Origin of the sequence: Streptomyces sp. NPDC002181 (genome assembly GCF_042890485.1) — a bacterium.
Taxonomy (GTDB): domain Bacteria; phylum Actinomycetota; class Actinomycetes; order Streptomycetales; family Streptomycetaceae; genus Streptomyces.
Genome location: NZ_JBIASC010000002.1, coordinates 560,301 through 583,694 on the forward strand (window position 1 = coordinate 560,301; position 23,394 = coordinate 583,694).

A 23,394-nucleotide genomic window follows, 5' to 3' on the forward strand; every position below is an offset into this window, starting at 1 on the left:
GGACTCTCCTTACAGGTACTGGCAGGTGGAGCGGTGGACGAAGGCCCCGTGGCCCGCCCGGCCCGTGTACTCGCGCCGGTCGATGACGAGTTCGCCGCGGGAGAGCACGGTGTCGACGCGTCCGGTGATCCGCTTGCCCTCGTACGCCGAGTAGTCCACGTTCATGTGGTGGGTCTCGGCGGAGATGACCTGCTCGGCGTGCGGATCGTAGAGGACGATGTCGGCGTCGGAGCCCGGCGCGATCGTGCCCTTCTGCGGATAGAGGCCGAACATCCGGGCCGGGCTCGCGCAGGCGATCTCGATCCAGCGGCGGCGGCTGATGTGCCCGTCCAGGACGGCCTGGTGGAGGAGGTCCATGCGGTTCTCCACCCCCGGCAGCCCGTTCGGGATCTTGGAGAAGTCCCCGCGGCCCAGTTCCTTCTGGCCCCGGAAGCAGAACGGGCAGTGGTCGGTGGAGACCACCTGGAGGTCGTTGGTCCGCAGTCCCCGCCACAGCGCCGCCTGGTGCTCGCGCGGCCTCAGCGGGGTGGAGCAGACGTACTTGGCGCCCTGGAAATCGGGCTCTTCGAGGTTGTCAGTGGACAGGAAGAGGTACTGCGGGCAGGTCTCGCCGAACACCGGCAGGCCCTTGTCGCGGGCGGCGGCCAGCTCGGCCACCGCCTCGTCCGCCGAGACGTGGACCACGTACAGCGGGGAGCCGGCGACCCGCGCGAGCTGGATCGCCCGGTGGGTGGCCTCGGCTTCGAGGACGACCTTGCGGACCTCGCCGTGGTGGCGGGGGTCGGTCTCGCCCCGGGCCAGGGCCTGTTCGACGAGCACGTCGATGGCGATTCCGTTCTCGGCGTGCATCATGATCAGCCCGCCGTTGCCGGAGGCCCGCTGCATGGCGCGCAGGATCTGCCCGTCGTCGCTGTAGAACACCCCGGGGTAGGCCATGAACAGCTTGAAGGAGGTGACGCCCTCCCCGATCAGGTGGTCCATCTCCTTCAGGGTCCCCTCGTTGACGTCCGAGAGGATCATGTGGAAGGCGTAGTCGATGGAGCACTTGCCATCGGCCTTGTCGTACCAGGTGTCGAGCCCCTGGCGCAGGGCCTGGCCCATGCTCTGCACGGCGAAGTCGACGATGGTGGTGGTGCCGCCCCAGGCGGCGGCCCGGGTGCCGGTCTCGAAGGTGTCCGAGGCGGCGGTCCCGCCGAAGGGCAGCTCCATGTGGGTGTGGGCGTCGACCCCGCCGGGGATGACGTACTTCCCGCTCGCGTCGATCGTGCGGTCGGCCGTCCAGGCCTCGGCGGCCGCCGAGCCGTGGGCCGCCAGGGCGGCGACGCGGCCGTCCTCGATGAGGACGTCTGCGTGGACTTCGTCGGCGGCCGTGATGACGAGGCCGCCGCGGATGAGGGTGCGGATGGACATGTGCGGCGCCTCCCGGTCACACGATGCTGTGCAGGGCCCGTTCGAGGATCTCGGCGCCCTCTTCCGCCTCGGCGACGGTGAGGGAGAGCGGCGGCGCGATGCGCAGCACGCTGGTGTCGTACCCGCCGCCCTTGCCGAGCAGCAGGCCGCCCGCGCGGGCGGCCTCCAGTACGGCGGCGGCCGCGTCCGGGTCGGCGGTGTCGGTACCGGGCTTCGTCAGCTCCAGGCCGGCCATCAGGCCCCGGCCGCGGACCTCCCGTACGGCGGGCACGGTGGCGGCGATGGCGCGCAGCCGCTCCAGGAGCAGTCCGCCGACGCGGCGGGCGTTGCCCTGGAGGTCGTGCTCCAGCAGGTACGCGAGGTTGGCGACGCCGGCCGCCATGGTGACCGGGGAACCGCCGAAGGTGGAGATGGAGTTGGTGTCGATGCAGTTCATCACCTCGGCACGGGCCACGACACCGCCGATGGACATGCCGTTGCCGATGCCCTTGGCGAAGGTGAGGATGTCCGGCGGGCCGCTCTGTCCGTGGGCCTGCCAGCCCCAGAAGTGGTCCCCGGTGCGGCCCCAGCCGGTCTGCACCTCGTCGCTGATCCAGAGGATGCCGTGGCGGTCCAGGACCTCGCGGAAGGCCCCGTACAGCCCGTCGGGCGGGGCGGTGAACCCGCCGACGCCCTGGACGGGTTCGGCGATGAGGGCGGCGACCCCGCCGCGGGCCTGGCCCAGCACGTCTTCGAGGTCGGCGACGGCGGCCGCGGTGAAGGCGGCGTCGTCGAGGTGCGCGAAGGGGCCGCGGGTGCGGACGGCGCCGTGCACGTAGTACGTCTGGAGCGGCGAGAGGCTGGTCGGGGACCAGCCGCGGTTGCCGGTGACGGAGACGGTCGAGAAGGACCGGCCGTGGTAGCTGTTGCGCATCGCCAGGATCTGGTTGGAGCGGCGGTACGCGGTCGCCAGCAGCAGGGCGGTGTCGTTGGCCTCGGTGCCGGAGGTGGTGAAGAAGACCCGGGCGTCGGGGATGCCGGACAGCGCGGCGACCCGCTCGGCGAGCTCGATCATCGGGCGGTTGAGGTACAGGGTGGAGGAGTGGATCAGCCGGCCGGCCTGTTCGGCGACGGCCTTGGTGACCTCGGGCAGGGCGTGGGCGGTCATCGTGGTGAGGATGCCGCCGAAGAAGTCGAGGTAGCGGTTGCCGTCGGCGTCCCAGACGTGGCGGCCCTCGCCGTGCGTGAGCTCGATGGGGCGGTCGTAGTAGAGCGCCAGCCAGTCGGGCATGACGGCCTGGTGGCGGTTGTGCAGGGGGATCGGGTTGGTCACGGCTGAACGAGCCCTCCGTAGGCGTCGGGGCGGCGGTCGCGGTAGAAGGCCCACTGGTCGCGGACCTGCTTGATCAGGTCGAAGTCGAGGTCCCGGACGAGGAGTTCCTCGTCCTTGCCGCTGGCGACCTCCCCGACGAACTGGCCGCGGGGGTCGACGAAGTAGCTGGTGCCGTAGAAGTCGTTGTCGCCGTACTCCTCCTGGCCGACGCGGTTGATCGCGGCGACGAAGTACTCGTTGGCGACGGCCGCGGCGGGCTGCTCCAGCTGCCAGAGGTAGGAGGACAGGCCCCGGTGGGTGGCGGAGGGGTTGTAGACCAGCTGGGCCCCGGCCAGGCCCAGGGCGCGCCAGCCCTCGGGGAAGTGGCGGTCGTAGCAGATGTAGACGCCGACCCGGCCGACGGCGGTGTCGAAGACGGGCCAGCCGAGATTGCCCGGGCGGAAGTAGTACTTCTCCCAGAAGCCTTTGACCTGGGGGATGTGGTGCTTGCGGTACTTGCCGAGGTAACTGCCGTCGGCGTCGATGACGGCGGCGGTGTTGTAGTAGAAGCCCTCGGATTCGAGCTCGAAGACCGGGACGACGATGACCATCCCGGTCTCGCGGGCGAGCGCCTGCATCCGCTGGACGGTGGGGCCGTCGGGGACCGCCTCGGCCCAGCGGTAGTGCTCCGGTTCCTGGACCTGGCAGAAGTAGGGGGCGTTGAAGACCTCTTGGAAGCCGATGATCCGCGCGCCGTCGGCGGCAGCCCGCCGGGCGTGCTCCTCGTGCTTGACGATCATCGACTCGGTGTCTCCGGTCCAGGTGGCCTGGACGAGTGCGGCGCGGACGACTTGGGCCATGAGCTGCTCCTCGCGACGGGAACGCCGAGTTCTACGCACGTAGACGGTGCGTAGGGAGTAGAACGTAGGCCTCGTCACACCTCGGGGCAAGACCGCCGTGCGCGGTTGGGTGAGTCGATCAAGTTACGACTGCGGATGATCGGATCCGCTCATCGGACGGGCGGTTTCGCAACCCGCAGGGCGTGTACGAGGTCACGGTGGTGCGTGCCGGAGACGGCCTCGGCTGCCCGGAGCAGCCGGGGCGTGAACCACTGCGGATCGCGGCGGGCCAGGCGGACCGCCTCCTCGGCGGTGCGGACCTTGACGAAGGCGCCGAGCAGGGCGTCGGCCTCCCGGGTCCGGCCGGTCCCGGCCAGGGCCAGGGCGGCCTCGGCGATCTCGGCGGCGGGACGGGCCGCGCCCTGGCGCAGCAAGGCCTCGCCATCGGCGCCCCGGCCGGCTTCGCCGAGGGCCGCGGCGGCCGCGGCGAGCCGCTCGGGCGGCAGCGAGGCCGCTTCCCAGAGCAGCGTGGCCCAGTCCGCCCCGAGCCCGGCCCGGACCAGCTCGTCGGCGAGGGCGGGCAGCCGCGCGGCGGGCCAGGCGGCCGCCTCGCAGAGCAGTACGTGGGCCTCCCCGCCCCGGCCCTGGGCCCGCAGGTCCAGCAACTCCCCGACCACCGCGGCGATCCCTCCGGGGGCCGGGGCACCGGGGGCCTGGTCGGCGGAGGCCGGGCCACCGGGGGCCGGGTCGGCGGGGGCCGGGCCGCTGGAGGCCGGGCTGCCAGGGGCCGGGCCGTCGGCCTCGGGCGGGGCGAAGCGGGCGCCGCGGGGGGCGGCGGCGGGCTCCTCCGGGTGGCCGGGCGGCGGGGTGAAAGGTGCCGGGGCGGCGGCGGGGGCGCCCGCGTACCGGGCCCCGCCGCCGCGCCGCGCCCCGCGCAGCCACCGGCCCTCCGCCCGCCCGACGGGCGGCTCGGTCGGTGCCGGCTCGCGGCGGGCCGGGCGCGCGGGCGCCGGCGGGCCGGCGGGGACCGCCAGGGCTTCGAGCCGGGCCGTGAGGTCTTCCTGGCGGGAGGCGGCCCTGGCGGTGTCGTCGTGGATCCAGGCCAGTTCGCGGGTCAGGGCCTCCGCCCGCGCCGGGTCCGAGGTCGCGGCCAGGCGGGCCGTCAGGGTGCCGGCCGCCGCATCCGAGACGGCTCGCTGCTCCGCGGCCGCCGCCAGCAGGGTCCGGAGTTCCTCCGCGCCGCCGGGCAGCCGGTCCCACACCGTGACGGCCGCGGCCCGCAGCCGGACCGCGTGCTCCCGCTCCCGCGCGGCGAGCTGAGCGCCGCGCGCGCCCGCGAGGTCCTCAAGCAGTGACTCCACCACGTCCCAGGGCGGTATCGCGGCCCCCTCCAGGCAGGCCCTCAGGCCCTGCGGATCCCGGCGCAGAAACTCCCCGTACCAGCCCGTCCCCGGATCGAGTCTCTGCGTCAAACCCCGTAAGTAGCCCGAGAGTTGACTGATCACCAGCGAGGTCGCGGTCTCCATGCCCGCATTGGATCCCACCCGCGTTACGGGCGGGCTACGGGAGCCTCAAACCTTGACGGCGATCGCGGTGTGCGGACGCTTCCCGCGCCGGGCCAGCGCGGCCGGCACGTCCAGTACCCAGAACTGCCACGTGTACTTGCGCGACATCAGCTTCCGCACCCGCGCCAGCCCCGCCTCGTCCAGCAGTCGCGCCTCGCCCTCCAGCACGGCCGCCCCTTCGGCGACCCGCCCCCGTACATCACAGGGGCTGAGCGCGACCCGCCCGTTGTTGCGGATCCGCTTCACCTTCCAGGAGTCGCTGCGCGTCCACACGTACAGCTCGCCCCCGTCGGCCACCGCCCACACCGGCGTCGCGACGGGCGTGCCGTCCTTGCGGAACGTGGTGAGGCTGACGTACTTGCCCTGGTTCAGCTCGTCGAGAGTCATGCCCGGAGCCTACGACGGCGCCCGGGGTGCGGAGGGCCGCGTACCCGGATCCCTGGCGGACGCCCTGCCCTGCGGCGTCACGCAGACCGCGAGCAGCAGACCCGCCGCGAGCAGGGCGCCGAGGAGCGCGAGACCGAGTCGTTGGGAAGCGTTCGAGGAGGGCACGCCTTCACGCCTGCCCCGCGCCGGCATGCTCCCACCGCCGATTGGGCCGTTCGGCCCGCCGGCCCCGCCCGAAAGAAACCGCAGGTCCGCGGCTCGGGCAACGCTTCAGGCGGCCCCGCTGGAGACTCAGGCCGCCACGAAGGCGCAGCGGCGCAGCACATCGTCCAGGGACAGCCCGAGCGCCTCGGCGAGGGCGGCCACGGTGAAGAAGGCGGGGGTCGGCGCGCGGCCGGTCTCGATCTTGCGCAGGGTCTCGGCGGACAGACCGGCGCTCGCCGCGACCTCGACCATGCTGCGGCAGCCGCGGGCGTCGCGCAGCAGCGCGCCGAGACGCTCGCCGCGCTCGCGCTCTTCGGGGGTGAGAGGGGTACGGACCATGACCGCATCCTACCCCCACCGCCAATAACTATCCCGTTAAAGTTATACCGGTATAGTTATTGGCATGGTGGAACTGAAGACGGAAGAATCGATCAACGAGATGCGCGCCCCGGGCCGGGTCGTCGCCCGGGCCCTGGCCGCCGTCCGGCAGGCCGCGCGCGTCGGGGTGTCCCTGCTGGAGCTGGACGCGGCGGCCCGCGGGGTACTGGCCGAGGCCGGCGCGAGCTCGCCGTTCCTCGGCTACCGGCCGCACTTCGCGCCGGTGCCCTTCCCCGGGGTCATCTGCGCCTCGGTCAACGACGCGATCGTGCACGGCCTCCCCGACGGCTACCGGCTCCGTGACGGGGACCTGGTCAGCATCGACTGCGGGGCGAAGCTCGGCGGCTGGGTCGGGGACGCGGCGGTCAGCTTCACCGTGGGCCGCCCCCGCCCCGCCGACGTACGGCTGATCGAGACCGCCGAGGCGGCCCTCGCGGCCGGCATCGCCGCCGCCCGCCCCGGCAACCGGATCGGCGACATCGCCCACGCCATCGGCACGGTCTGCCGCTCCGCCGGGTACGGGATCATGGAGGACTTCGGCGGCCACGGCGTGGGCCGCACCATGCACGAGGACCCGGGCGTGCCCAACGAGGGCCGGCCGGGGCGCGGCATGCAGCTGCGCCCCGGCATGGTCCTCGCGATCGAGCCGATGCTGATCGCGGGCGGCACCGACGACTACCGGTGCGACGGGGACGGCTGGACCCTGCGCACCCTCGACGGCAGCCGCGCCGCGCACGCGGAGCACACGGTCGCGATCACCGCCGACGGCCCGCGGATCCTCACCGCCCCCTGAGGAGCCCTACGGCTTTCCGTGTGGGTGGACCACCATCGCCGAGCCCCCGCCCCGGCGGGTCGTCTCGGCGGCGGCGAGCCAGCGCCCGTCCGGGAGCCGCTGGACCCCGGTCGCCGCGCCGATCTCCGGGTTCTGCCGGAAGCCCTGCCCCAGCGCCTCCAGTTGGCCCCGCAGCGGGCTGTTCCACAGCCCCGGCTCCAGCTCGGTGGTCGTCTGGTTGCGCTGGCTGGCCCGCGGCGCCGCGATGGCGTCGACCAGCGGCAGCCCCCGGTCCAGGTGTCCGATCAGGGTCTGCAGGACGGTGGTGATGATGGTGGCCCCGCCCGGGGAGCCCACCGCCAGCACCGGACGCCCGTGCTCCAGCACGATGGTCGGGGACATGGACGAGCGCGGCCGCTTGCCCGGGCCGGGCAGGTTCGGGTCCGGGACCCCGGGGGCCGCCGGGGCGAAGGAGAAGTCGGTCAGCTCGTTGTTGAGGAGGAACCCGCGGCCCGGGACGGTGATCGCGCTGCCGCCGGTGGACTCGATGGTCAGGGTGTACGAGACGACGTTGCCCCAGCGGTCGGCCACCGTCAGGTGCGTGGTGTTCTCCCCCTCGTACGTGGTCGGGGCCGCCTGCCCGGAGCCGCCGCAGGCCGCCGGGTGGCGCGGGTCGCCGGGGGCCAGCGGGCTCGTCAGCGTACGGTCCGGGGCGATCAGGCAGCCGCGCGAGTCGGCGAACCGCTGCGAGAGCAGTTCCCGGGTGGGCACGTCCTGGGCGGCCGGGTCGCCGACCCAGCGGCCGCGGTCGGCGAAGGAGATCCGCGAGGCCTCGATGAACCGGTGCAGGTACTGGGTCTCGGACAGCTTCGACAGGTCCGTGCGCTCCAGGATGTTGAGCGCCTCGCCGACGGTGGTGCCGCCCGAGGAGGACGGGGCCATGCTGTACACGTCGAGGCCGCGGTAGCCCACCTGGGTGGGGGCCTGCCGCTTGGTCGCGTACGCGCGCAGGTCGCCGGCGGTCAGGTCGCCGGAGCGGACGACCCGGGTGGCGGCCGGGTCCACGGGGGGCTTGCGGACGGCCCGGACGATGTCCTCGCCGATCGGCCCCCGGTAGAGCGCCCCGGTGCCCTTGCGCCCCAGCTCGGCGTACGTGGCCGCCAGGTCGGGGTTCTTGAAGGTGGAGCCGACCACCGGCAGGGCCCCGCCCGGCAGGAACAGCTTCGCGGTGTCCGGGAAGTCCTTGAACCGGTCCTGGTTGAGCTCGGTCTGGGCGCGGAACGTCGTATCGACGGTGAACCCGTCGCGCGCCAGTTTCTCGGCGGGCTTCAGCATCTGGGAGAGCGAGCGGGTGCCCCAGGCGTCCAGGGCGCTCTTCCAGGTGGCCGGGGTGCCGGGGACGCCGACGCCGCGGCCGCTGGTCTGCCCCTGCTCGAACGGGATGGGCACCCCGTTCTCCTGGAACAGGGTCTCCGTCGCCGTGGCGGGCGCGGTCTCGCGGCCGTCGATGGTCTGCACCCGGCGGGACTTGGCGTCGTAGTAGACGAAGTAGCCGCCTCCGCCGATACCGGCAGAGTACGGCTCGGTGACCCCGAGCGCGGCGGCCGTGGCGACGGCCGCGTCCACGGCGTTGCCGCCGGAGCGCAGGACCGCGATGCCGGCGGCCGAGGCGTCGGCGTCGACACTGGCGACGGCCCCGCCGTACCCGGCGGCGACGGGGACCTTGGCGGGAGCACCGCCCGCGGAGTCCGACGGCGGTGCCGCCGCGCCGGTGGACACCAGCGCTCCGGCGAGGGCGACGAGCGCTAACTGACGTGTGGCGGAGCGACGCATCCGAACCTCCAGTCGACGGCCCGTCACACCCCACCGGACGGGCCTGAACCCTGAACTCGGCACTGTAACTTCACCGCACCCCCCGCGTCAGGAAGACATGGTGCGGGCTAGCATCCGGCGCATGAACGACGACGTGCGCAACATCGTGCTCGGGGTGGTGGCCACCGCGATCAGCGGCGGGTTCGGCTGGTTCTCCCGGACCTATCTGTGGCGCCGTACGCTGCGCCGCAAGCAGGCCTTCTTCGGCCTGCCCACCGGCTCCGACTGCCTGTTCGTGGTCAACCGGCAGATGGGCGGCACGGAGGGGTCGGTGCACCGCAACGACGCCTTCGCGCTGCTGGAGATATCCGCCCTGATCAAGGACTGCGGGGCCAATCTCCAGATCGTCTCCCACGACTCCGTCCGCCAAGGCTTCGGCGAACGTGCCGAGTTCTGCGTGGGCGGGCCGGTATCCAACGCGCGGACGGCGGCGCACCTGGCCTCGATGCTGCCCGGGGTCCGGGTCGACCTGTCCAGGGATCCCGGTCCGGACCGCGGGGCGATCCACGTCGGCGAGGAGATCTACCGCTGGGAGAAGGGCCAGATCGACCACGTGCTGCTGGCCCGGCTGACGGCGGGGCCGGGGAGCCGGCCGGTGTTCCTGATCTCCGGGCAGACCGCGATCAGCAATCAGGCGGGCGCGCGCTATCTGGCGCGCCACCACCAGGACTTGGCGCGCCGCTACCGCGGGGACTCCTTCTGCGTGGTGCTGAAGGTCAACAATTCCGATGCCTACGGTCCCGACGTGGTCGACCTGTTGGCGGACGTCACCCGGCAGGCCCGGACACCCGCAGCGGCAGCCGTGTGATCCCGTTGATGAAGTTCGACACCAACCGGCGCGGCGGGCCCACGAGTTCCGGTGCGGGCATGGCGGCGCGCCACTCCTCGTAGAGCACGCGCAACTGGAGCCTGGCGAAGTGGGCGCCCAGGCATACGTGCGGCCCGTCGCCGAAGGACACGTGCGGGTTGGGGGTGCGGCCGAGGTCGAGGCGCCCGGGGTCGGTGAAGACGCGCTCGTCGTGGTTGGCGGAGGCGTGGAAGACGACCACCTTGTCCCCGGCCCGGACCGGCCGTCCGGCGAGCTCGGTGTCGACGGCCGCGGTGCGCCGGAAGCTGAGCACCGGCGGGTGGACGCGCAGCAGTTCGTCGACGGCGCCCCGCATCGGCACCCGGCCGTCGGCGAGCTGCCGGTACGCGTCGGGTTCGCGGGCCAGCGCGAGCAGGCCGCCGGGGGCGGCGCCGCGTACGGTGTCGTTGCCCGCGACGGTGAGCAGGAAGAAGAACATCTCCAGCTCGGCCGGGTCCAGTCCGGCTCCCGCGAGCGCGGTCATCACGTCGTCGCCGGGGTGCGCGCGCTTGTGGGCGGCCAGTTCGCGGGCGTAGGCGAACATCTCGCCGAGCAGGGCCGGGGAGCGCGGGTTGAGGGGTTTGCCGTCGGGGCCGAGCAGGGGCGCGGGCGCGTCCTCGGGGTCCTGGTAGCCGATGACCCGTACGGTCCACTCCAGCAGCAGGCCGCGGTCGGCGGCCGGGACGCCGAGCAGGTCGGTCAGGTTCAGCAGCGCGTACTCGTCGGTGACCGCGGCGACCACGTCGGCGGCGCCGTCCTCGGCCCGGTCCCGGGCGCCGGCCAGCAGCGTACGGGCCCGCTCGCGGACCCGGCCCGTGAAGGCGTCGACGCGGGCGGGGGTGAAGGCGCGGGAGACCAGCCGGCGCAGCCGCCCGTGGTCGCCCGCCGCGCGGCGCGGGTCCTGGTTGAGCATGGTGCGCCGCAGGAACGGCAGGTCGGCGGGGTCCGGATCGCGGATCTGGGTGGCGCCGAGCCAGGAGGAGTACGTGGCGTGGTCGCGCAGGACCCGGACCACGTCGGCGTGCCGGGTGACGGCCAGGAATCCCGGCCCGGCGGGCCAGCCGGCGATCTCGGGCTCCGCCTGCCACGCCACCGGGTGGTGGTCGCGCAGCAGCCGGTAGCTCTCGTACGGGATCCCGGCGCCGTAGATCCGGGGGTCGAACACGTCGGGCACGTACGCGGCGGTGTCCATGGGGCCACGGTGGCGGGGGGAGCCGTCCCGCCGCAAGGGGCACCGCCGGCACCGCCTACCGGTCGAGCTCGCAGCGGGCGGGGCCGACGTCGGCGTCCGGGCCGAGGAGCACCACCTTGTAGTCCGGTTCGACGGAGGCGATCGTGCACACCAGCTGCTGGCGGCCCACCTCGGAGAGGGTTCCCACCTTGAACGGCAGGCCGACGCCGATGGTGTCGTCGGAGAGCATGCTCGTTCCGGCGCTGGCGCCCTGCTTCTTGATGTCGAGCGGGGGCAGCCGGGTCTCCAGCCCCGCGGCCCGCGCCGCTTCATTGGGGCCGACGAGCAGCTTGATGAGGATCACGGTCGGCGACTGCGAGGGCTGGTCCCGGTCGGGTACGGGGAACAGCCGCCCGTCGGCGGTCACGAAGTACACCGTCCCCTTGGTCCCGGGTCCGGGCACGACCACCTTCGCGGCGGCTCCGCTCTCGATGACCCCGGTGGGCTTGATCCCGCAGCCCGTGAGCACCGCCGCGCCCAGCAGCAGGGCGGCGGTGGCGGCCGCGGTCGTCGTCCGTGTCCGGGTCATGCTCGGGCCTCCAGCGGCATGTCGAGCGTGAACAGCGCTCCCCCGGCGGGGCCGTTCGCGGCGTCCAGGGTTCCGCCGTGCAGCCGGACGTTCTCCAGGGTGATGGCGAGGCCGAGGCCGCTGCCCGCGGAGCGGGTACGGGCGGCGTCGGCCTTGAAGAACCGGTCGAAGATGTGCGGCAGCACCTCGGGGGCGATGCCGGGCCCGCTGTCGGCGACTTCGATCCGCAGCCGGGTGCCGTCGGGGCGCGGCCGCGTGCGCACCGAGACGCGGACCGGGGCGCCTCCGTGCCGCAGCGCGTTGCCGACGAGGTTGGCCAGGACCACGTCGAAGCGGCGGGGGTCGAGCCGGGCGCGGACCTGCGAGGGCAGATCGGTGAGCACGCGGTCGTCGTCCCAGTGCCGGCGTTCGAGGGTCTTGCGCACGGCCTCGGCGATGTCCACGTCGTCCAGGTTGAGCTCGGCCGCGCGGGCGTCGAAGCGGGAGATCTCCATGAGGTCCTCGACGAGGACGGCGAGCTTGCCGGTCTCGGCGCTGACCAGCCGCAGGGCGGCGGCCGTGTCGGGGTCGAAGCGCTCGGCGTCCTCGTCCAGGACCTCGGTGACGGCGAGCATCCCGGCGAGCGGTGTGCGCAGTTCGTGGGAGACGTCGGAGGCGAAGCGGCGGGCCCGGGCCTCGGCCTCCCTCAGTTCGTCCACCGACTGTTCGAGGGCGCCGGCGGTCTCGTTGAAGGTGCGGGCGAGTCCGGCGAGCTCGTCGGAGCCGCGGACCTCGATCCGCGTGTCGAGGCGGCCCCGGCCCATGCGCTGCGCGGCGAGGCGCATGTCGCGTACGGGGCGCAGCACGCTGCGCGCGGCGAGCAGGGCGGGGACGACGGCGATGGCCAGGCCGGGGACGGCGCCGCGTTTGGCGGCTTCGACCATGGCCTCGACGGTCTTGCCCTCGGTGGCCAGGGGCATCGTGGCGTAGAGGACCAGGCCGGTGGGTTCGCGGGCCTCGTTGTGGAGCCATATGGCCGGCATGCCGACGGCCAGGTACGGGCGGCCGGCGGAGTCGGTCACGCGCTGGAAGGCGCCGTGCGGGTGGGCCGCCACCTTGCGGCGCAGCTCCTCGGTGACGACGGTGGAGGTGGGGGCGCTGGTGCTGGAGGCCCGCAGGGTGCCGTACTCGCCGAAGACGTTCCAGGGGTTCGGCTTGCCCCTCTTCCCCAGCTCGGTGACGATCCGCTGCAGCTGCGCCTGGTCCAGCGGCAGGTCGAGGGGCTGGGTCTCTATCTGGTCGCGCAGGGTGCTGACGGCGGTGTCCTGGCTCTGCTTGAGGACGGCCGTGCGGGCCTGCTGATAGGTGAGCGTGGCGGTGGTCACCGCGCTGATGGCGGCGACCAGCAGGAAGGCCGCGATCAGCCGGGTGCGCAGGCCGAGCGGTGCGATGCGTTTCACAGCGGGCCGAAGCGGTAGCCGAAGCCGCGGACGGTCTGGATGTAGCGGGGGTTGCCCGCCGGGTCCTCGACCTTGGTGCGCAGGCGGCGTACGCAGGCGTCCACGAGCCGGGCGTCGGCGTGGTAGCTGTGGTCCCACACGTACTCCAGGAGCTGCTGGCGGGAGAAGACCTGCTCGGGCGAGGCGGACAGGTGCAGCAGGAGCTTGATCTCGCTGGGGGCGAGGGGGACGCGTTCGCCGTTCTTGGCGACGGTCAGCCCGGCCCGGTCAATGGCGAGCTCGCCGTGGAACTCGACCTCGGGGCGGCTGCCCGCCGGGGCGCCGAGGCGGCGCAGCACGGCCTTGATGCGGGCCTCGATGACCTCGGTGCGGGCGGGCTTGACGATGTAGTCGTCGGCGCCGGCTTCGAGGCCGACGACTATGTCGAAGTCGTCGCCGCGGGCCGTCAGCATGATGATCGGCAGCTGGCTGGTCTCGCGGATGCGGCGGCAGACCTGGACGCCGTTCATCCCGGGCAGCATGAGGTCGAGCAGGACCAGCTCCGGCATGAAGGTGCCCATCAGTGCGAGGCCCGCCTCGCCGGTTTCGGCGGCGCTGACCTCGTGGCCGCGTCTGCGCAGGCCGAGGCCCACCCCTTCGCGGATGGAAGGGTCGTCCTCGATCAGCAGTACGCGCGGCATCCGGTCATTATCCAGGGTGATTCGAACGTTTCTGCTCGGGCGATCGGCCGATCTTGCGCAGCAGCGGGTCCAGCAGGTCGGTGATCTCCGTGAGGCCGAGCGGTCTGGCGAGGAGGACGACGACGAGCGCGAGCGCCGCGGTTCCCGCACCGATGGCGGCGAAGTCGCCGAGCCCGTCGGCGGCGCGGGCGGCCGCGTACCCGGCGGCGGCCCCGGGCAGGCAGGCGGTCAGCAGCCGCAGGTGGGTGCGGAGCGCGGTGGCGCGTCGCTGCGTACGGGTTCCGGTGCGCGGGCCGAGCCGGCGGGCGAGGGTGTACGCGGTGACCGCGAGGCCCGCGAACAGGGCGACGGAGTAGGCGCCGGCCATGCCGGTGACCGCCCAGCGCGGGGGCAGCAGCAGGTAGGCGGCGGCCGACAGTCCGGCGTTCAGGGCGGCGATGACCAGGTTCAGGAAGAACGGGGTCCGGGTGTCGGAGAGCGCGTAGAAGGCGCGCGAGAGGACGTACTGGCCGGAGAAGGCGATCAGGCCGGGGGCGAAGGCCGTGAGCATGCCGGCCATGACCTCGACGTCGGCGCCGCCGGTGCGCCCGTACCCGAAGACGCTGCCCATGATCCAGGGGGCGAGGGCGGCGAACAGCGCGGCGGCGGGGACGACGAGGGCGGCGCTGGAGCGCAGCGCGTAGGACACGTCGCGGCGGAGCGTGCCGAGCTCGCCGTCGGCGGCGGCCGCGCTCATCCGGGGCATCAGGGCGGTCACGAGGGAGACGGTGATGATGCCCTGGGGGACGATCCACAGCTGGTAGGCGTTGCTGTAGGCGGTGTATCCGGCGCCGCCGGCGAGCCCCGCCTCGACGGCGCGGTGTCCGGTGGCGGTCGAGAGGCGGGTGACGACCCAGTAGCCGATCTGGTTGGTGAAGACGAGCATCACCAGCCAGCCCGCGTTGCGCAGGGGGCGGGCGAGGCCCTGGCCGCGCCAGTCGAAGCGGGGGCGCCAGCGGAAGCGGGCGGCGCGCAGCGAGGGGATGAGGGCGAGGGCCTGGATGACGATGCCGGCGGTGGTGCCGAGGCCCAGCAGGCGGGTGTCGGCGGCCGTCAGACCGTCCGCCGCGCCGTGGGAGAGGTGGAGGAAGAGCCCGAAGACGCCGATGATCACGAAGTTGTTGAGGACCGGGGTCCACATCATCGCGCCGAACCGGCCGCGGGCGTTCAGCACTTGGCCGAGCAGGGTGAACAGCCCGTAGAAGAGGATCTGCGGCAGGCAGTACCGGGCCAGGGCCACGGTCGTGCTCGCCTGGCTGCCGGTGTACGGGGTGTAGGCGGCGACGATCAGCGGCGCGGCCAGCACGGCGACGGAGGTCAGGACGACGAGCGCCGCGGTGCAGGCGGTCAGCAGCCGGTCGGTGTAGGCGGCCCCGCCGTCCTGGTGCTCCTTCGCGGCCCGGACCAGCTCGGGGACGAAGACGGCGTTGAGCGCGCCGCCGATGAGCAGCATGTACAGGATGTTCGGGACGGTGTTGGCGACGGCGTAGCCGTCACCGAGCAGCCCGGTGCCGAGCGCGGCGACGACGACGGCGGAGCGGACGAACCCGGTGGCGCGGGAGACGATCGAGCCGGCCGCCATGAGCGCGCCGCTGCGCAGCACGGAGCTCTTCGCCGGTGCCGCCGCGGCGTCGTCGGCTGACGGGCCGGCGGCCGGTCTGGTGTCGGTGGTGGTCACCGGCGGGCCATGTACGCCTGGAAGGCTTTGTAGAGGGCCGTGTTGGCGTATCCGTCCATGGGGGTCTCCCACTCGCCGAGCGTTTCGACTACCTGCCCGCCGGTGCCGAGCTTCCAGCGCAGCAGCCCGAAAGAACGTTCGTCGGGGTCAAGAGTGGAGGGTACCCCGCGCATGTCGTACTCATGGGCTCCGAGGTCGTGGGCGTCGCACATCATGTGCCACTGGAGCGCGTTGCTGGGGCGGACCTCGCGGCGGTGGTCGGCGGAGGCGCCGGTCTGGTACCAGACCCGGTTCCCGGCCGTGATCATGGTGTGCGCGGCGAGGATCTCGCCCTCGTGGACGCCCAGGTAGAGGCGCATGCGGCCGGGCGACTCGGCGTTGAGGACTTCGTACTGCTGCTGGTAGTAGGCGAGGGAGCGGCCGAGGCGGAACCCGTCGCGCTCCTCGGTGATGCGCAGCAGCCGGTAGAACTCGGGCAGGTCGGCGGCGGAGCCGATGAGGGTCTGCACCCCGGCCTTCTCGGCCTTGCGGACGTTGCGCCGCCACTCCTGGTTCAGGCCCGACCACAGCTCCTCCACGGAGCGGCCGGCGAGCGGGACGCGGAAGACGTGGCGGGGCTGGGCGTCGCCGTCGTCCTCGCCGCCGCAGCGCTTCCAGCCGCGGGTGCGCAGCCGGTCGGCGAGGGCGGCGCCGACCGGGTCGACCTCGGTGGCGAGTACGTCGGATATCTGCCGGCCCGCTCCGGTGGCGGCCTTGACGGCGGCGGCGTCCCAGCGGCGGTAGGCGGGCGTGGGCCCGATCCGGACGGCGAAGGCGCCGGCCGCGCGCAGGTGGCGCTTGAGGGGGTCCAGCCACCGGTCGATGTGCGGGTCGGACCAGTCGGCGACGGGCCCCTCGGGGAGGTAGGCGAAGTATTTCCGGGTGCCGGGGAATTGGCGGTAGAGGACCAGCCCGGCGCCGGCCATTTCGCCGTCGGGGTAGTGCCATCCGACCGTTTCCGAGCGCCAGAGGTCCTTTACCTCGGCCCAGGACGGGTACTGCAGAAAGCTCGCGTTCCGGTTACTCGAAAGGAAGGCCCGGTATTCCGGTACGGACATCGAACGCACTCTCAGCTCCCGCTCCGGGGACTGGTGTCGCTGGGCGGGGGTCACGAGCAGTGCACACACGGCGATTCGGCCTTCCTGTACGTCCGGGGAATGGGGGACACACAGGACTCTCACAGGAGTCCGTGACCGGTGTGCGCGGCGTTTGTGACCGGACGATGACCGTTTCGCTGCGGTCCACGTCACAAAAGAAAGACGGAACTTTTCGCCGGATTGTGCAACCTACAGTCGTGCCGTCCGCATCTCCATTTGCGAACGATCATTACTTGGAGGGGTTTCGTTGAGCCGCACACGCCGTACCGCACGCAGTCGTCGCCACGCCATGATGGCCGGGACCGCACTCATGGCCGCCGCGCTGACCGCCTGCGGGGGCGGCTCGGGCGGTGACGCGAAGGGCTCCGGCACGGCGGACGCCAAGAAGAAGCCGGACATGGCGATATCCGTGAACCTCACGGGCGATCAGGCCAAGCCCGGCGAGCCGGTGAAGGTCACCCTCGCCGACGGGAAGCTGGCCCTGGTCAAGGTGTCCGACGGCAAGGGCGGCGAGCTGCCCGGCAAGATAGCCGACGACGGCAAGACGTGGACCTCCGAGCGCAACGCCTCGCCGGGCACGGAATACAAGGTCGAGGCGCAGAACAGCGAGAGCCAGAGCGCGAGCGCCCAGTTCAAGACGGTCGCCGCGGACAAGGTGAACAAGGTCACGATCAACCCGGGCAAGGCCAACCCGGTGGTGGGCATCGCCCAGCCGGTCTCGATCGTCTTCGACAACCCGGTGAAGAACAAGGCCGAGGTGGAGAAGCACCTGAAGGTCACCACCTCGAACAACACCGAGGGCTCCTGGGGCTGGTTCAAGGACTACACCGGCAACGACCGGGTGGACTGGCGGCCGAAGGAGTACTGGAAGTCCGGCACCGACGTGAAGGTCGAGATGAACCTCAACGGGGTGGACTCGGGCCAGGGCGGCGGGATGTTCGTCAAGGACTACAACACCGAGTTCAAGATCGGCAAGGACCGCCGGCTCCAGGTGAACCTCGACACCCACAAGATGACGGTGACCGAGGACGGTCAGGCCGTGAAGACCATCCCGATCTCGGCGGGCACGCCCGGCGGCCAGAAGGCCTCCTGGCTGGGGAAGATGGTGCTGATGTCCAAGGAGGGCACCATCCGGATGGACTCCCAGACGGTGGGCCTGGGCGACTCCTACGACAAGATGGTCGACTACTCGATGCGGGTGACCTGGTCGGGCATGTACATCCACGCCGCCCCGTGGAACAGCGGCAACTTCGGCCGCGCCAACACCAGTTCCGGCTGCGTGGGCATGAGCGACGCCAACGCGAAGGACCTGTTCGCCGAGGCCCAGGTGGGCGACCTGGTCGAGGTCACCGGGGACGGCTCCAAGGGCAAGGCCGACATCGGCAACGGCTACGGCGAGTGGAACCTGTCCTGGGACGACTGGAAGGCCAAGAGCGCCCTGGCCGGCGGCGCCCAGGGCGGCGCGAGCGGCACTCCCCAGAACGGCTGATCCGCGCACTTGACATGTGCGCAATCGTTACCGCCGCGTAACTTACCGGCGGGTTACCTACGGTAAGCCCCTCCCGTTACCGTCGGGTCACTTTGACACCGGCGCACGCGAGGAGCGATCGATGGTCCGCACCGCCCGCACCACCACCAGCAGCACCGCGGCCGCCGTGGCGGCCGTATTCGCGGCAACCGCCCTGGGCCTGGCCCCCCACCAGGCCCAGGCGGCGCCCGCCGCCGCCCCCGGCGCCCCCGCGGCGGCGGCTTCGTCGGCCCCCTCCGACCTCCGCTTCCACGACATCCCCGGCTCCGGCGGCATCACCCTCAAGGGCAACGTCTTCACCCCGGCCGGCGCGCAGTCCGGCCGGACGTACCCGCTCATCGTCCTGCCCACCAGCTGGGGCGTGCCGCAGATCGAGTACGTCGCCCAGGCCAAGCAGCTCGCCGACGACGGCTACGTCGTCGTCAGCTACACCTCCCGCGGCTTCTGGCTCTCCGGCGGCGAGATCGAGGTGGCCGGCCCGCCCGACACCGCCGACGTGTCCGCCGTCATCGACTGGGCTCTGGCCAACACCCCCGCCGACGCGCAGCACATCGGGCTGGGCGGGGTCTCGTACGGCGCGGGCATCAGCCTGCTGGCCGCCGCGCACGATCCCCGGATCAAGGCCGTGGTCGCGCTCAGCGGCTGGGCCGACATCATCGAGTCGATCTACTCGGGCCGCACCCAGCACCTCCAGGCCGCGGCCCTGCTCGGCGGCGCCGGATACCTCACCGGCCGGCCGGGCCCCGAACTCCGGCAGATCCTCGGCGACTTCCTCGGTTCCCGGCTGGACCGGGAACCGCAGATGATCGAGTGGGGCAAGAAGCGCTCGGCCGCGGAACGGATCGACGAGATCAACGCCAACGGCGCAGCCATCATGCTGGGCAACGCCTGGGGCGACACCATCTTCCCGCCCAACCAGTACGCGGCCTTCTACGAGAAGCTGACCGGCCCCAAGCGCCTGGAGTTCCGGCCCGGCGACCACGCCACCGCCGAGGGCACCGGCCTGCTCGGACTGCCCAACGACACCTGGACCAACGCCCACCGGTGGTTCGACCGCTACCTCAAGGGCGAGCGCAACGGCGTGGACACCGAGGCCCCGGTGCAGATCAAGTCGCGCAGCAACGAGGGCTACGAGGGCTACGCGGACTGGAAGTCGGTCGGCTCCGGCGGCACCGAGAAGCTCCCGCTCAACGACAGCGAGCACCTGTTCGCAGGCGTCGACTCGGGCGCCGACGGCGGCGTCGTCTTCCTCTCCAGCCTCCTCGACCAGCTGGTCAAGGCGCCCCCGACCGCCTCCATCCCGCTCCTCCCCCGCGCCTTCGCCGCCGTGTGGCAGTCCCCGCGCCAGGAAGCCGAGCGCCGCATCCGCGGCACGGTGAAGCTGCACACCACGGTCACCCCCACCGCCGCGGACGGGACGTTCGTCGCCTACCTCTACGACGTCGGCCCGCTCGGCATCGGCAAGCTCGTCAGCAACGCCCCGTACACCTTCCACGACAAGCCCCGGGGCCAGGCCTTCGGCGTGGACCTGGAGCTGTTCTCCACCGCCTACGACGTGCCCGAGGGCCACCGGCTCGCCCTCGTGATCGACACCGTCGATCCCCTCTACATCGAGCACAACCCCACCGGCGCGCAGCTGACCTTCTCCTCGCCGCGCACCGATCCCTCGTACGTCTCGGTACCACTGCGCGAGGAGTGATCTGCGGCTGCTGCCGGGCGGGGCGGCTCTTCGGAGCTACCGTGGACCGCCCGGCAGCACCGTTCCGGGTTCGGCCGGGGCGACGACATCGACCGCCTCGGTCTTCACGCTGCGCCGCTCGAACCTCGCCACCCAGCCGGCGAACCAGGAGAGCAGCATGCACATCCCGATGTAGATCGGGGAGATGATCATGACGACGGGGATGAACGGCAGGTCGTAGTCGAGGTTCGAGGCGATCAGCTTGCCCGCGTGCAGGAACTCCTCGTACGTGATCAGGTAGCCGAGCGAGGTGTCCTTCAGGGCCACCACCAGCTGGCTGATGATCGTGGGCAGCATCGCCCGCACCGCCTGCGGGGCGAGCACGAACGTCATCACCTGGGTCTTGCGCATGCCGAGCGCGTACGCCGCCTCGCGCTGGCCCCGGTCGACCGAGTTGATGCCCGTACGGAAGACCTCGGCGAGGACCGAGCCGTTGTACAGGGTCAGGCCCGCCACCAGCGCCGGCAGCGGCTGGACCTTCAGGGCGACGAAGATGAAGAAGATCATCACCAGCACCGGCATGGCCCGGAAGAACTCCACGCACACCGTGGCCGCCCAGTGCACCGGCCGGTGCACCGACAGCCGCCCGGCCGCGAGCACCGCGCCGAGGACCAGCGAGAACACCGAGGCGTACAGGAAGGCCTTGAGGGTGTTGCCGAGCCCCTTGAGCAGCAGCTCCTGGATTCCCTTGTACGTGAAGGGGCTCCACTTGGCGGCGGTGAACTGCTCGGTGTCGAAGAGGAGGTAGAGGATCCAGGCGAGCAGGGCCAGGATCACCACCGTCGAGACGATCCCGTAGAGGAAGTGCCGGCGCCGGGTGCGCGGGCCGGGCAGGTCGTAGAGGGCGGTGGACTCCATGTCCCCGCGGAGCGCGTGCGCGGTCATCGGGTGATCCCCCAGCGCTTCTCCAGCACGTTGAAGAGCGCGCTGATGGACAAGGTGATGATCAGGTAGCCGACGGCGATCCAGACGAAGGTCCAGACGATGTTGTAGCCCAGCTCGCTGAGGGTCTTGTACGTGCCCAGCAGCTCGGTGACGCTGAACGCGCCGGCGATCGCCGAGTTCTTGGCGAGGGCGATCAGCGTGGAGCCGATCGGCGGGATGACGCTGCGGAAGGCTTGCGGCAGGACCACCGAGCCCAGGGTCTGGGTGAAGCTCATGCCCAGGCTGCGGGAGGCCTCGCCCTGCCCCTTGGGCACCGTGTTGATGCCCGAGCGCAGGGCCTCGCAGATGAAGGCGGAGGTGTAGCAGCCGAGCGCGAGGACCGCGAACACCTGGAAGGGCAGGACCAGCCCGAAGCGCGGCAGGCCCAGCAGCACGGCGAAGAAGAGCAGGGTGAGCGGGGTGTTGCGCAGCACGGTGACCCAGACCGTGCCGAAGACCCGGAAGGAGCCGACGGGCGCGACGCGGAAGGAGGCCATCACGAAGCCGAGGACCAGGGCGAGGACCGAGGCGTAGACCGTGAGCTGGACGGTGCCGAGGAAGCCCTGCCAGTAGAGCGAGAAGTTCTGCGTGAGTACGTACATGGTGGTGGGCTCTCCCCTCAGCTCGCCGGGTAGCGGTCGATGGCGGGCGGTTGCGGGGCGGGGACGCCGGACAGGCCGAGCGTGGCCTCGTACGCCTTCTTCCAGTTCCCGTTCTTCTCCTGCTCCGCCAGGGCGTCGTCGAGGGCGAAGCGCAGGGCGTTGTCGCCGCGCGGGACGCCGATTCCGTAGGGCTCCTTGGAGAACGGCGTGCCGACGACCTTCAGGTCCTCGGGGACCTTGGCCGCGTAGCCGAGGAGGATGGAGTCGTCGGTGGAGACGGCGTCGACCTGGTAGGTCAGCAGGTTGTCCACGCAGACCGAGTAGGTGTCGTACGCGACGAGGACCGCCTTCGGGTATTCCCGCTTCAGCCGCTGGTAGGGGGTGGAGCCGGCGGCGGAGCAGACCTTCTTTCCGGCGAGGTCGTCCGGCCCCTTGATGTCCTTCTCGTCCTTGCGCACGAGCAGGGACTGGCCGGCCATGTAGTACGGGCCGGCGAAGCCGACCTGCTTCTTGCGGTTGTCGTTGATCGTGTAGGTGCCGACGTAGTAGTCGATCTGGCCGTTCTGGAGGGCGGTCTCACGGTTGGCGGAGGCGATCGTCTTGAACTCGGTCGTCTTGGGGTCGAAGCCGAGCGAGGCCGCCATCATCTTGGCGATCTCGATGTCGAAACCGGAGTAGCGGCCGGCGGCGGGGTCCTTCTCGCCCAGGTACGGCTGGTCCTCCTTGACCCCGACCACCAGGTGGCCGCGTTTCCTGGCACGCTCCCAGGTAGGGGACTGCGGCAGCTCGAAGCCGCTCGCGACCTTGTACACCGGAAGGTCATCGGGCTGGGGACCCTTGACCGGAGGGCTGCCCTCCTTGCCGCAGCCGGCGAGGAGGGCCAGCAGGGCGAGGAGGAGGAGCGGCAGGAGACGGAGGCGGGCGCGCGGGCGCGCGCCGTGAGTGCGCTTCATCGGCCCGCCCCTCAGTGCTTGAGGATCTTGGAGAGGAAGTCCCTGGCCCGCTCGCTCTCCGGGGCGGTGAAGAACTCCTCCGGCGTGCGGTCCTCGACGATCCTGCCGTCGGCCATGAACACGACGCGGTTGGCGGCGGAGCGCGCGAAGCCCATCTCGTGGGTGACCACGACCATGGTCATGCCGTCGGCGGCGAGCTGGCGCATGACCTCCAGCACCTCGTTGATCATCTCGGGGTCGAGGGCGGAGGTGGGCTCGTCGAAGAGCAGCGCCTTGGGGTTCATCGCCAGGGCTCGGGCGATGGCGACGCGCTGCTGCTGGCCGCCGGAGAGCTGGGCCGGATACTTCGGGGCCTGGTCGGCGAGGCCGACGCGGTCGAGCAGTTCCCGGGAGCGCTTGTCGGCCTCGTCCTTCTTGCGCTTCCTGACCTTCACCTGCGCGAGCGAGACGTTGGCGAGGACGGTCTTGTGCGCGAAGAGGTTGAAGGACTGGAAGACCATGCCCACGTCGGCCCGCAGGGCCGCCAGCTCCTTGCCCTCGTCGGGGAGCGGCTTGCCGTCGAGCCGGATCGTGCCCGACTCGATGGTCTCCAGGCGGTTGATGGTCCGGCACAGGGTCGACTTCCCGGAACCGGACGGGCCGATGACCACCACCACCTCCCCGCGGCCGACGGTGAGGTTGATGTCCTGGAGGACGTGCAACGCCCCGTAGTGCTTGTTGACGTCCCGCAGCTCGATCAACGGATCGACGGCCATACGCTGCCCTGCCCACCTGTCGGAGTGTCGAGGTCAGCGCAAACTATCCAGCGACGGAAGGGCACTTCCCCTCGACACGCCTAAAGGTGACATAAAGCTCAAACGGGTCAGCCTTCGGAGGCTTCGGCGTACGCCTGGGAGAGCTCCGGGGAGCCGGTCACCGCCCAGGAGACCCCCGACTCCACCACGTTCAGTTCGCGGCCCGAGGCCAGGCGGATCACCGGCTGGCCGTTGGGCCAGACCTGCCAGGCGGAGCCCGGCTTGGTCCGGATGATCACCGTGCCGAGGTAGAAGCCCGCGTCGTTGCCGAGCCAGGGCACCACCTCGGGGTCCCGGCGCCAGCGGGGCATCAGCTGGTCGAGCGCCTCCAACGAGGCCGGGCTCTCGTCGAGTTCCAGCCCGGCCGCACGCGCGTGGACGCGCAGCATCTCGCATTCCGAGAACAACTCGTTGACGCCCTCGGGGTCGTCCGCGAGGGCGGCGGCGAGCCCCGCACCCCGTTCCGTTTCGTGCCGGTTCAGCCAGTTGGCCAGGAAGGGGATGTTCATACCGACCAGCCTGGCACCAGGATCCCGCGCTGGCCACAGGGCGCGCGGG

Annotated in this window: 22 protein-coding genes; 4 read left to right on the forward strand and 18 right to left on the reverse strand. The window is 71.9% G+C overall.

Annotated features, from left to right (window positions below; translation table 11 throughout):
- Nucleotides 1-9: 9 nt before the first annotated feature.
- The 6 genes from hydA to ACFYXV_RS08740 all read right to left on the reverse strand — a co-directional run bounded on the left by hydA (nt 10) and on the right by ACFYXV_RS08740 (nt 6,035).
- A complete protein-coding gene (gene hydA / locus ACFYXV_RS08715) occupies nt 10-1,410 on the reverse strand; it encodes a dihydropyrimidinase (RefSeq protein ID WP_389382395.1) in 1,401 nt (466 codons plus the stop codon).
- Between the two features lie 16 nt (nt 1,411-1,426).
- Nucleotides 1,427-2,680 (reverse strand): aspartate aminotransferase family protein, encoded by a 1,254-nt coding sequence (locus tag ACFYXV_RS08720; protein ID WP_385465005.1) that lies wholly within the window; start codon nt 2,678-2,680, stop codon nt 1,427-1,429.
- Between the two features lie 38 nt (nt 2,681-2,718).
- Nucleotides 2,719-3,561 carry a nitrilase-related carbon-nitrogen hydrolase gene (locus tag ACFYXV_RS08725; RefSeq protein WP_385464877.1) on the reverse strand — a complete coding sequence of 281 codons (843 nt, stop codon included), beginning with the start codon at nt 3,559-3,561 and terminating at the stop codon, nt 2,719-2,721.
- 149 nt (nt 3,562-3,710) lie between these two features.
- The gene (locus tag ACFYXV_RS08730; RefSeq protein WP_389382396.1) at nt 3,711-5,066 is read right to left on the reverse strand and encodes a hypothetical protein; all 1,356 of its coding nucleotides are present in this window, start codon (nt 5,064-5,066) and stop codon (nt 3,711-3,713) included.
- Between the two features lie 45 nt (nt 5,067-5,111).
- Nucleotides 5,112-5,492, reverse strand: coding sequence for a PPOX class F420-dependent oxidoreductase (locus ACFYXV_RS08735; RefSeq protein WP_385464871.1), 381 nt, complete (start codon nt 5,490-5,492; stop codon nt 5,112-5,114).
- A 291-nt stretch (nt 5,493-5,783) separates the two neighbouring features.
- Nucleotides 5,784-6,035, reverse strand: a complete 252-nt coding sequence (locus ACFYXV_RS08740; RefSeq protein ID WP_389382397.1) for a helix-turn-helix domain-containing protein — start codon at nt 6,033-6,035, stop codon at nt 5,784-5,786.
- 64 nt (nt 6,036-6,099) lie between these two features.
- On the opposite strand from ACFYXV_RS08740, the gene map reads away from it, so the two are divergent.
- Entirely contained in the window at nt 6,100-6,867 is a 768-nt protein-coding gene (map, locus tag ACFYXV_RS08745) for a type I methionyl aminopeptidase (protein WP_389382398.1), read from the forward strand.
- Between the two features lie 6 nt (nt 6,868-6,873).
- Here the strand turns inward: map and ggt are convergent, their stop codons facing one another.
- Complete coding sequence (gene ggt, locus ACFYXV_RS08750) at nt 6,874-8,679, reverse strand: gamma-glutamyltransferase (protein WP_389382399.1); 1,806 nt, start codon at nt 8,677-8,679, stop codon at nt 6,874-6,876.
- A 121-nt stretch (nt 8,680-8,800) separates the two neighbouring features.
- Here ggt and ACFYXV_RS08755 point away from each other — a divergent pair, with 121 nt between their 5' ends.
- Nucleotides 8,801-9,526: a hypothetical protein gene (locus ACFYXV_RS08755; protein WP_385464858.1), complete on the forward strand. Its 726-nt coding sequence runs from the start codon at nt 8,801-8,803 to the stop codon at nt 9,524-9,526.
- Here ACFYXV_RS08755 and ACFYXV_RS08760 read toward each other — a convergent pair.
- The 6 genes from ACFYXV_RS08760 to ACFYXV_RS08785 are packed head-to-tail and all read right to left on the reverse strand — an operon-like array spanning nt 9,486 to nt 16,327.
- Nucleotides 9,486-10,757: a cytochrome P450 gene (locus ACFYXV_RS08760; protein WP_389382400.1), complete on the reverse strand. Its 1,272-nt coding sequence runs from the start codon at nt 10,755-10,757 to the stop codon at nt 9,486-9,488. The genes ACFYXV_RS08755 and ACFYXV_RS08760 overlap by 41 nt on opposite strands.
- Before the next feature lie 55 nt (nt 10,758-10,812).
- On the reverse strand, nt 10,813-11,325 hold the full coding sequence (locus ACFYXV_RS08765; RefSeq protein ID WP_385464852.1) for a hypothetical protein: 513 nt from the start codon (nt 11,323-11,325) through the stop codon (nt 10,813-10,815).
- The gene (locus ACFYXV_RS08770; protein WP_385464849.1) at nt 11,322-12,764 is read right to left on the reverse strand and encodes an ATP-binding protein; all 1,443 of its coding nucleotides are present in this window, start codon (nt 12,762-12,764) and stop codon (nt 11,322-11,324) included. The genes ACFYXV_RS08765 and ACFYXV_RS08770 overlap by 4 nt, the downstream gene beginning before the upstream one ends.
- Complete coding sequence (locus ACFYXV_RS08775; RefSeq protein ID WP_385464846.1) at nt 12,761-13,444, reverse strand: response regulator; 684 nt, start codon at nt 13,442-13,444, stop codon at nt 12,761-12,763. Before ACFYXV_RS08775 ends, ACFYXV_RS08770 begins: the two co-directional genes overlap by 4 nt.
- A gap of 7 nt (nt 13,445-13,451) precedes the next feature.
- Complete coding sequence (gene murJ / locus ACFYXV_RS08780; RefSeq protein ID WP_389382401.1) at nt 13,452-15,161, reverse strand: murein biosynthesis integral membrane protein MurJ; 1,710 nt, start codon at nt 15,159-15,161, stop codon at nt 13,452-13,454.
- Complete coding sequence (locus ACFYXV_RS08785) at nt 15,158-16,327, reverse strand: lipid II:glycine glycyltransferase FemX (protein WP_385464840.1); 1,170 nt, start codon at nt 16,325-16,327, stop codon at nt 15,158-15,160. The genes murJ and ACFYXV_RS08785 overlap by 4 nt, the downstream gene beginning before the upstream one ends.
- Nucleotides 16,328-16,589: 262 nt before the next feature.
- Between ACFYXV_RS08785 and ACFYXV_RS08790 the strand changes: the two genes are divergently transcribed.
- Both ACFYXV_RS08790 and ACFYXV_RS08795 read left to right on the forward strand, forming a co-directional pair.
- Nucleotides 16,590-17,786, forward strand: coding sequence for an Ig-like domain-containing protein (locus ACFYXV_RS08790; RefSeq protein WP_385465002.1), 1,197 nt, complete (start codon nt 16,590-16,592; stop codon nt 17,784-17,786).
- A 121-nt stretch (nt 17,787-17,907) separates the two neighbouring features.
- A complete protein-coding gene (locus ACFYXV_RS08795; RefSeq protein WP_389382402.1) occupies nt 17,908-19,524 on the forward strand; it encodes a CocE/NonD family hydrolase in 1,617 nt (538 codons plus the stop codon).
- A 36-nt stretch (nt 19,525-19,560) separates the two neighbouring features.
- Here ACFYXV_RS08795 and ACFYXV_RS08800 read toward each other — a convergent pair whose 3' ends face one another.
- The 5 genes from ACFYXV_RS08800 to ACFYXV_RS08820 form a co-directional block, all read right to left on the reverse strand.
- Nucleotides 19,561-20,448 (reverse strand): amino acid ABC transporter permease, encoded by an 888-nt coding sequence (locus ACFYXV_RS08800; RefSeq protein ID WP_385464833.1) that lies wholly within the window; start codon nt 20,446-20,448, stop codon nt 19,561-19,563.
- Nucleotides 20,445-21,089 (reverse strand): amino acid ABC transporter permease, encoded by a 645-nt coding sequence (locus ACFYXV_RS08805; protein WP_385464830.1) that lies wholly within the window; start codon nt 21,087-21,089, stop codon nt 20,445-20,447. The genes ACFYXV_RS08800 and ACFYXV_RS08805 overlap by 4 nt, the downstream gene beginning before the upstream one ends.
- Nucleotides 21,090-21,106: 17 nt before the next feature.
- Nucleotides 21,107-22,042 carry a glutamate ABC transporter substrate-binding protein gene (locus ACFYXV_RS08810; RefSeq protein WP_385464827.1) on the reverse strand — a complete coding sequence of 312 codons (936 nt, stop codon included), beginning with the start codon at nt 22,040-22,042 and terminating at the stop codon, nt 21,107-21,109.
- A gap of 11 nt (nt 22,043-22,053) precedes the next feature.
- The gene (locus tag ACFYXV_RS08815) at nt 22,054-22,797 is read right to left on the reverse strand and encodes an amino acid ABC transporter ATP-binding protein (RefSeq protein WP_385464824.1); all 744 of its coding nucleotides are present in this window, start codon (nt 22,795-22,797) and stop codon (nt 22,054-22,056) included.
- 107 nt (nt 22,798-22,904) lie between these two features.
- On the reverse strand, nt 22,905-23,345 hold the full coding sequence (locus tag ACFYXV_RS08820; RefSeq protein ID WP_385464821.1) for a DUF6278 family protein: 441 nt from the start codon (nt 23,343-23,345) through the stop codon (nt 22,905-22,907).
- Between the last annotated feature and the right edge of the window lie 49 nt (nt 23,346-23,394).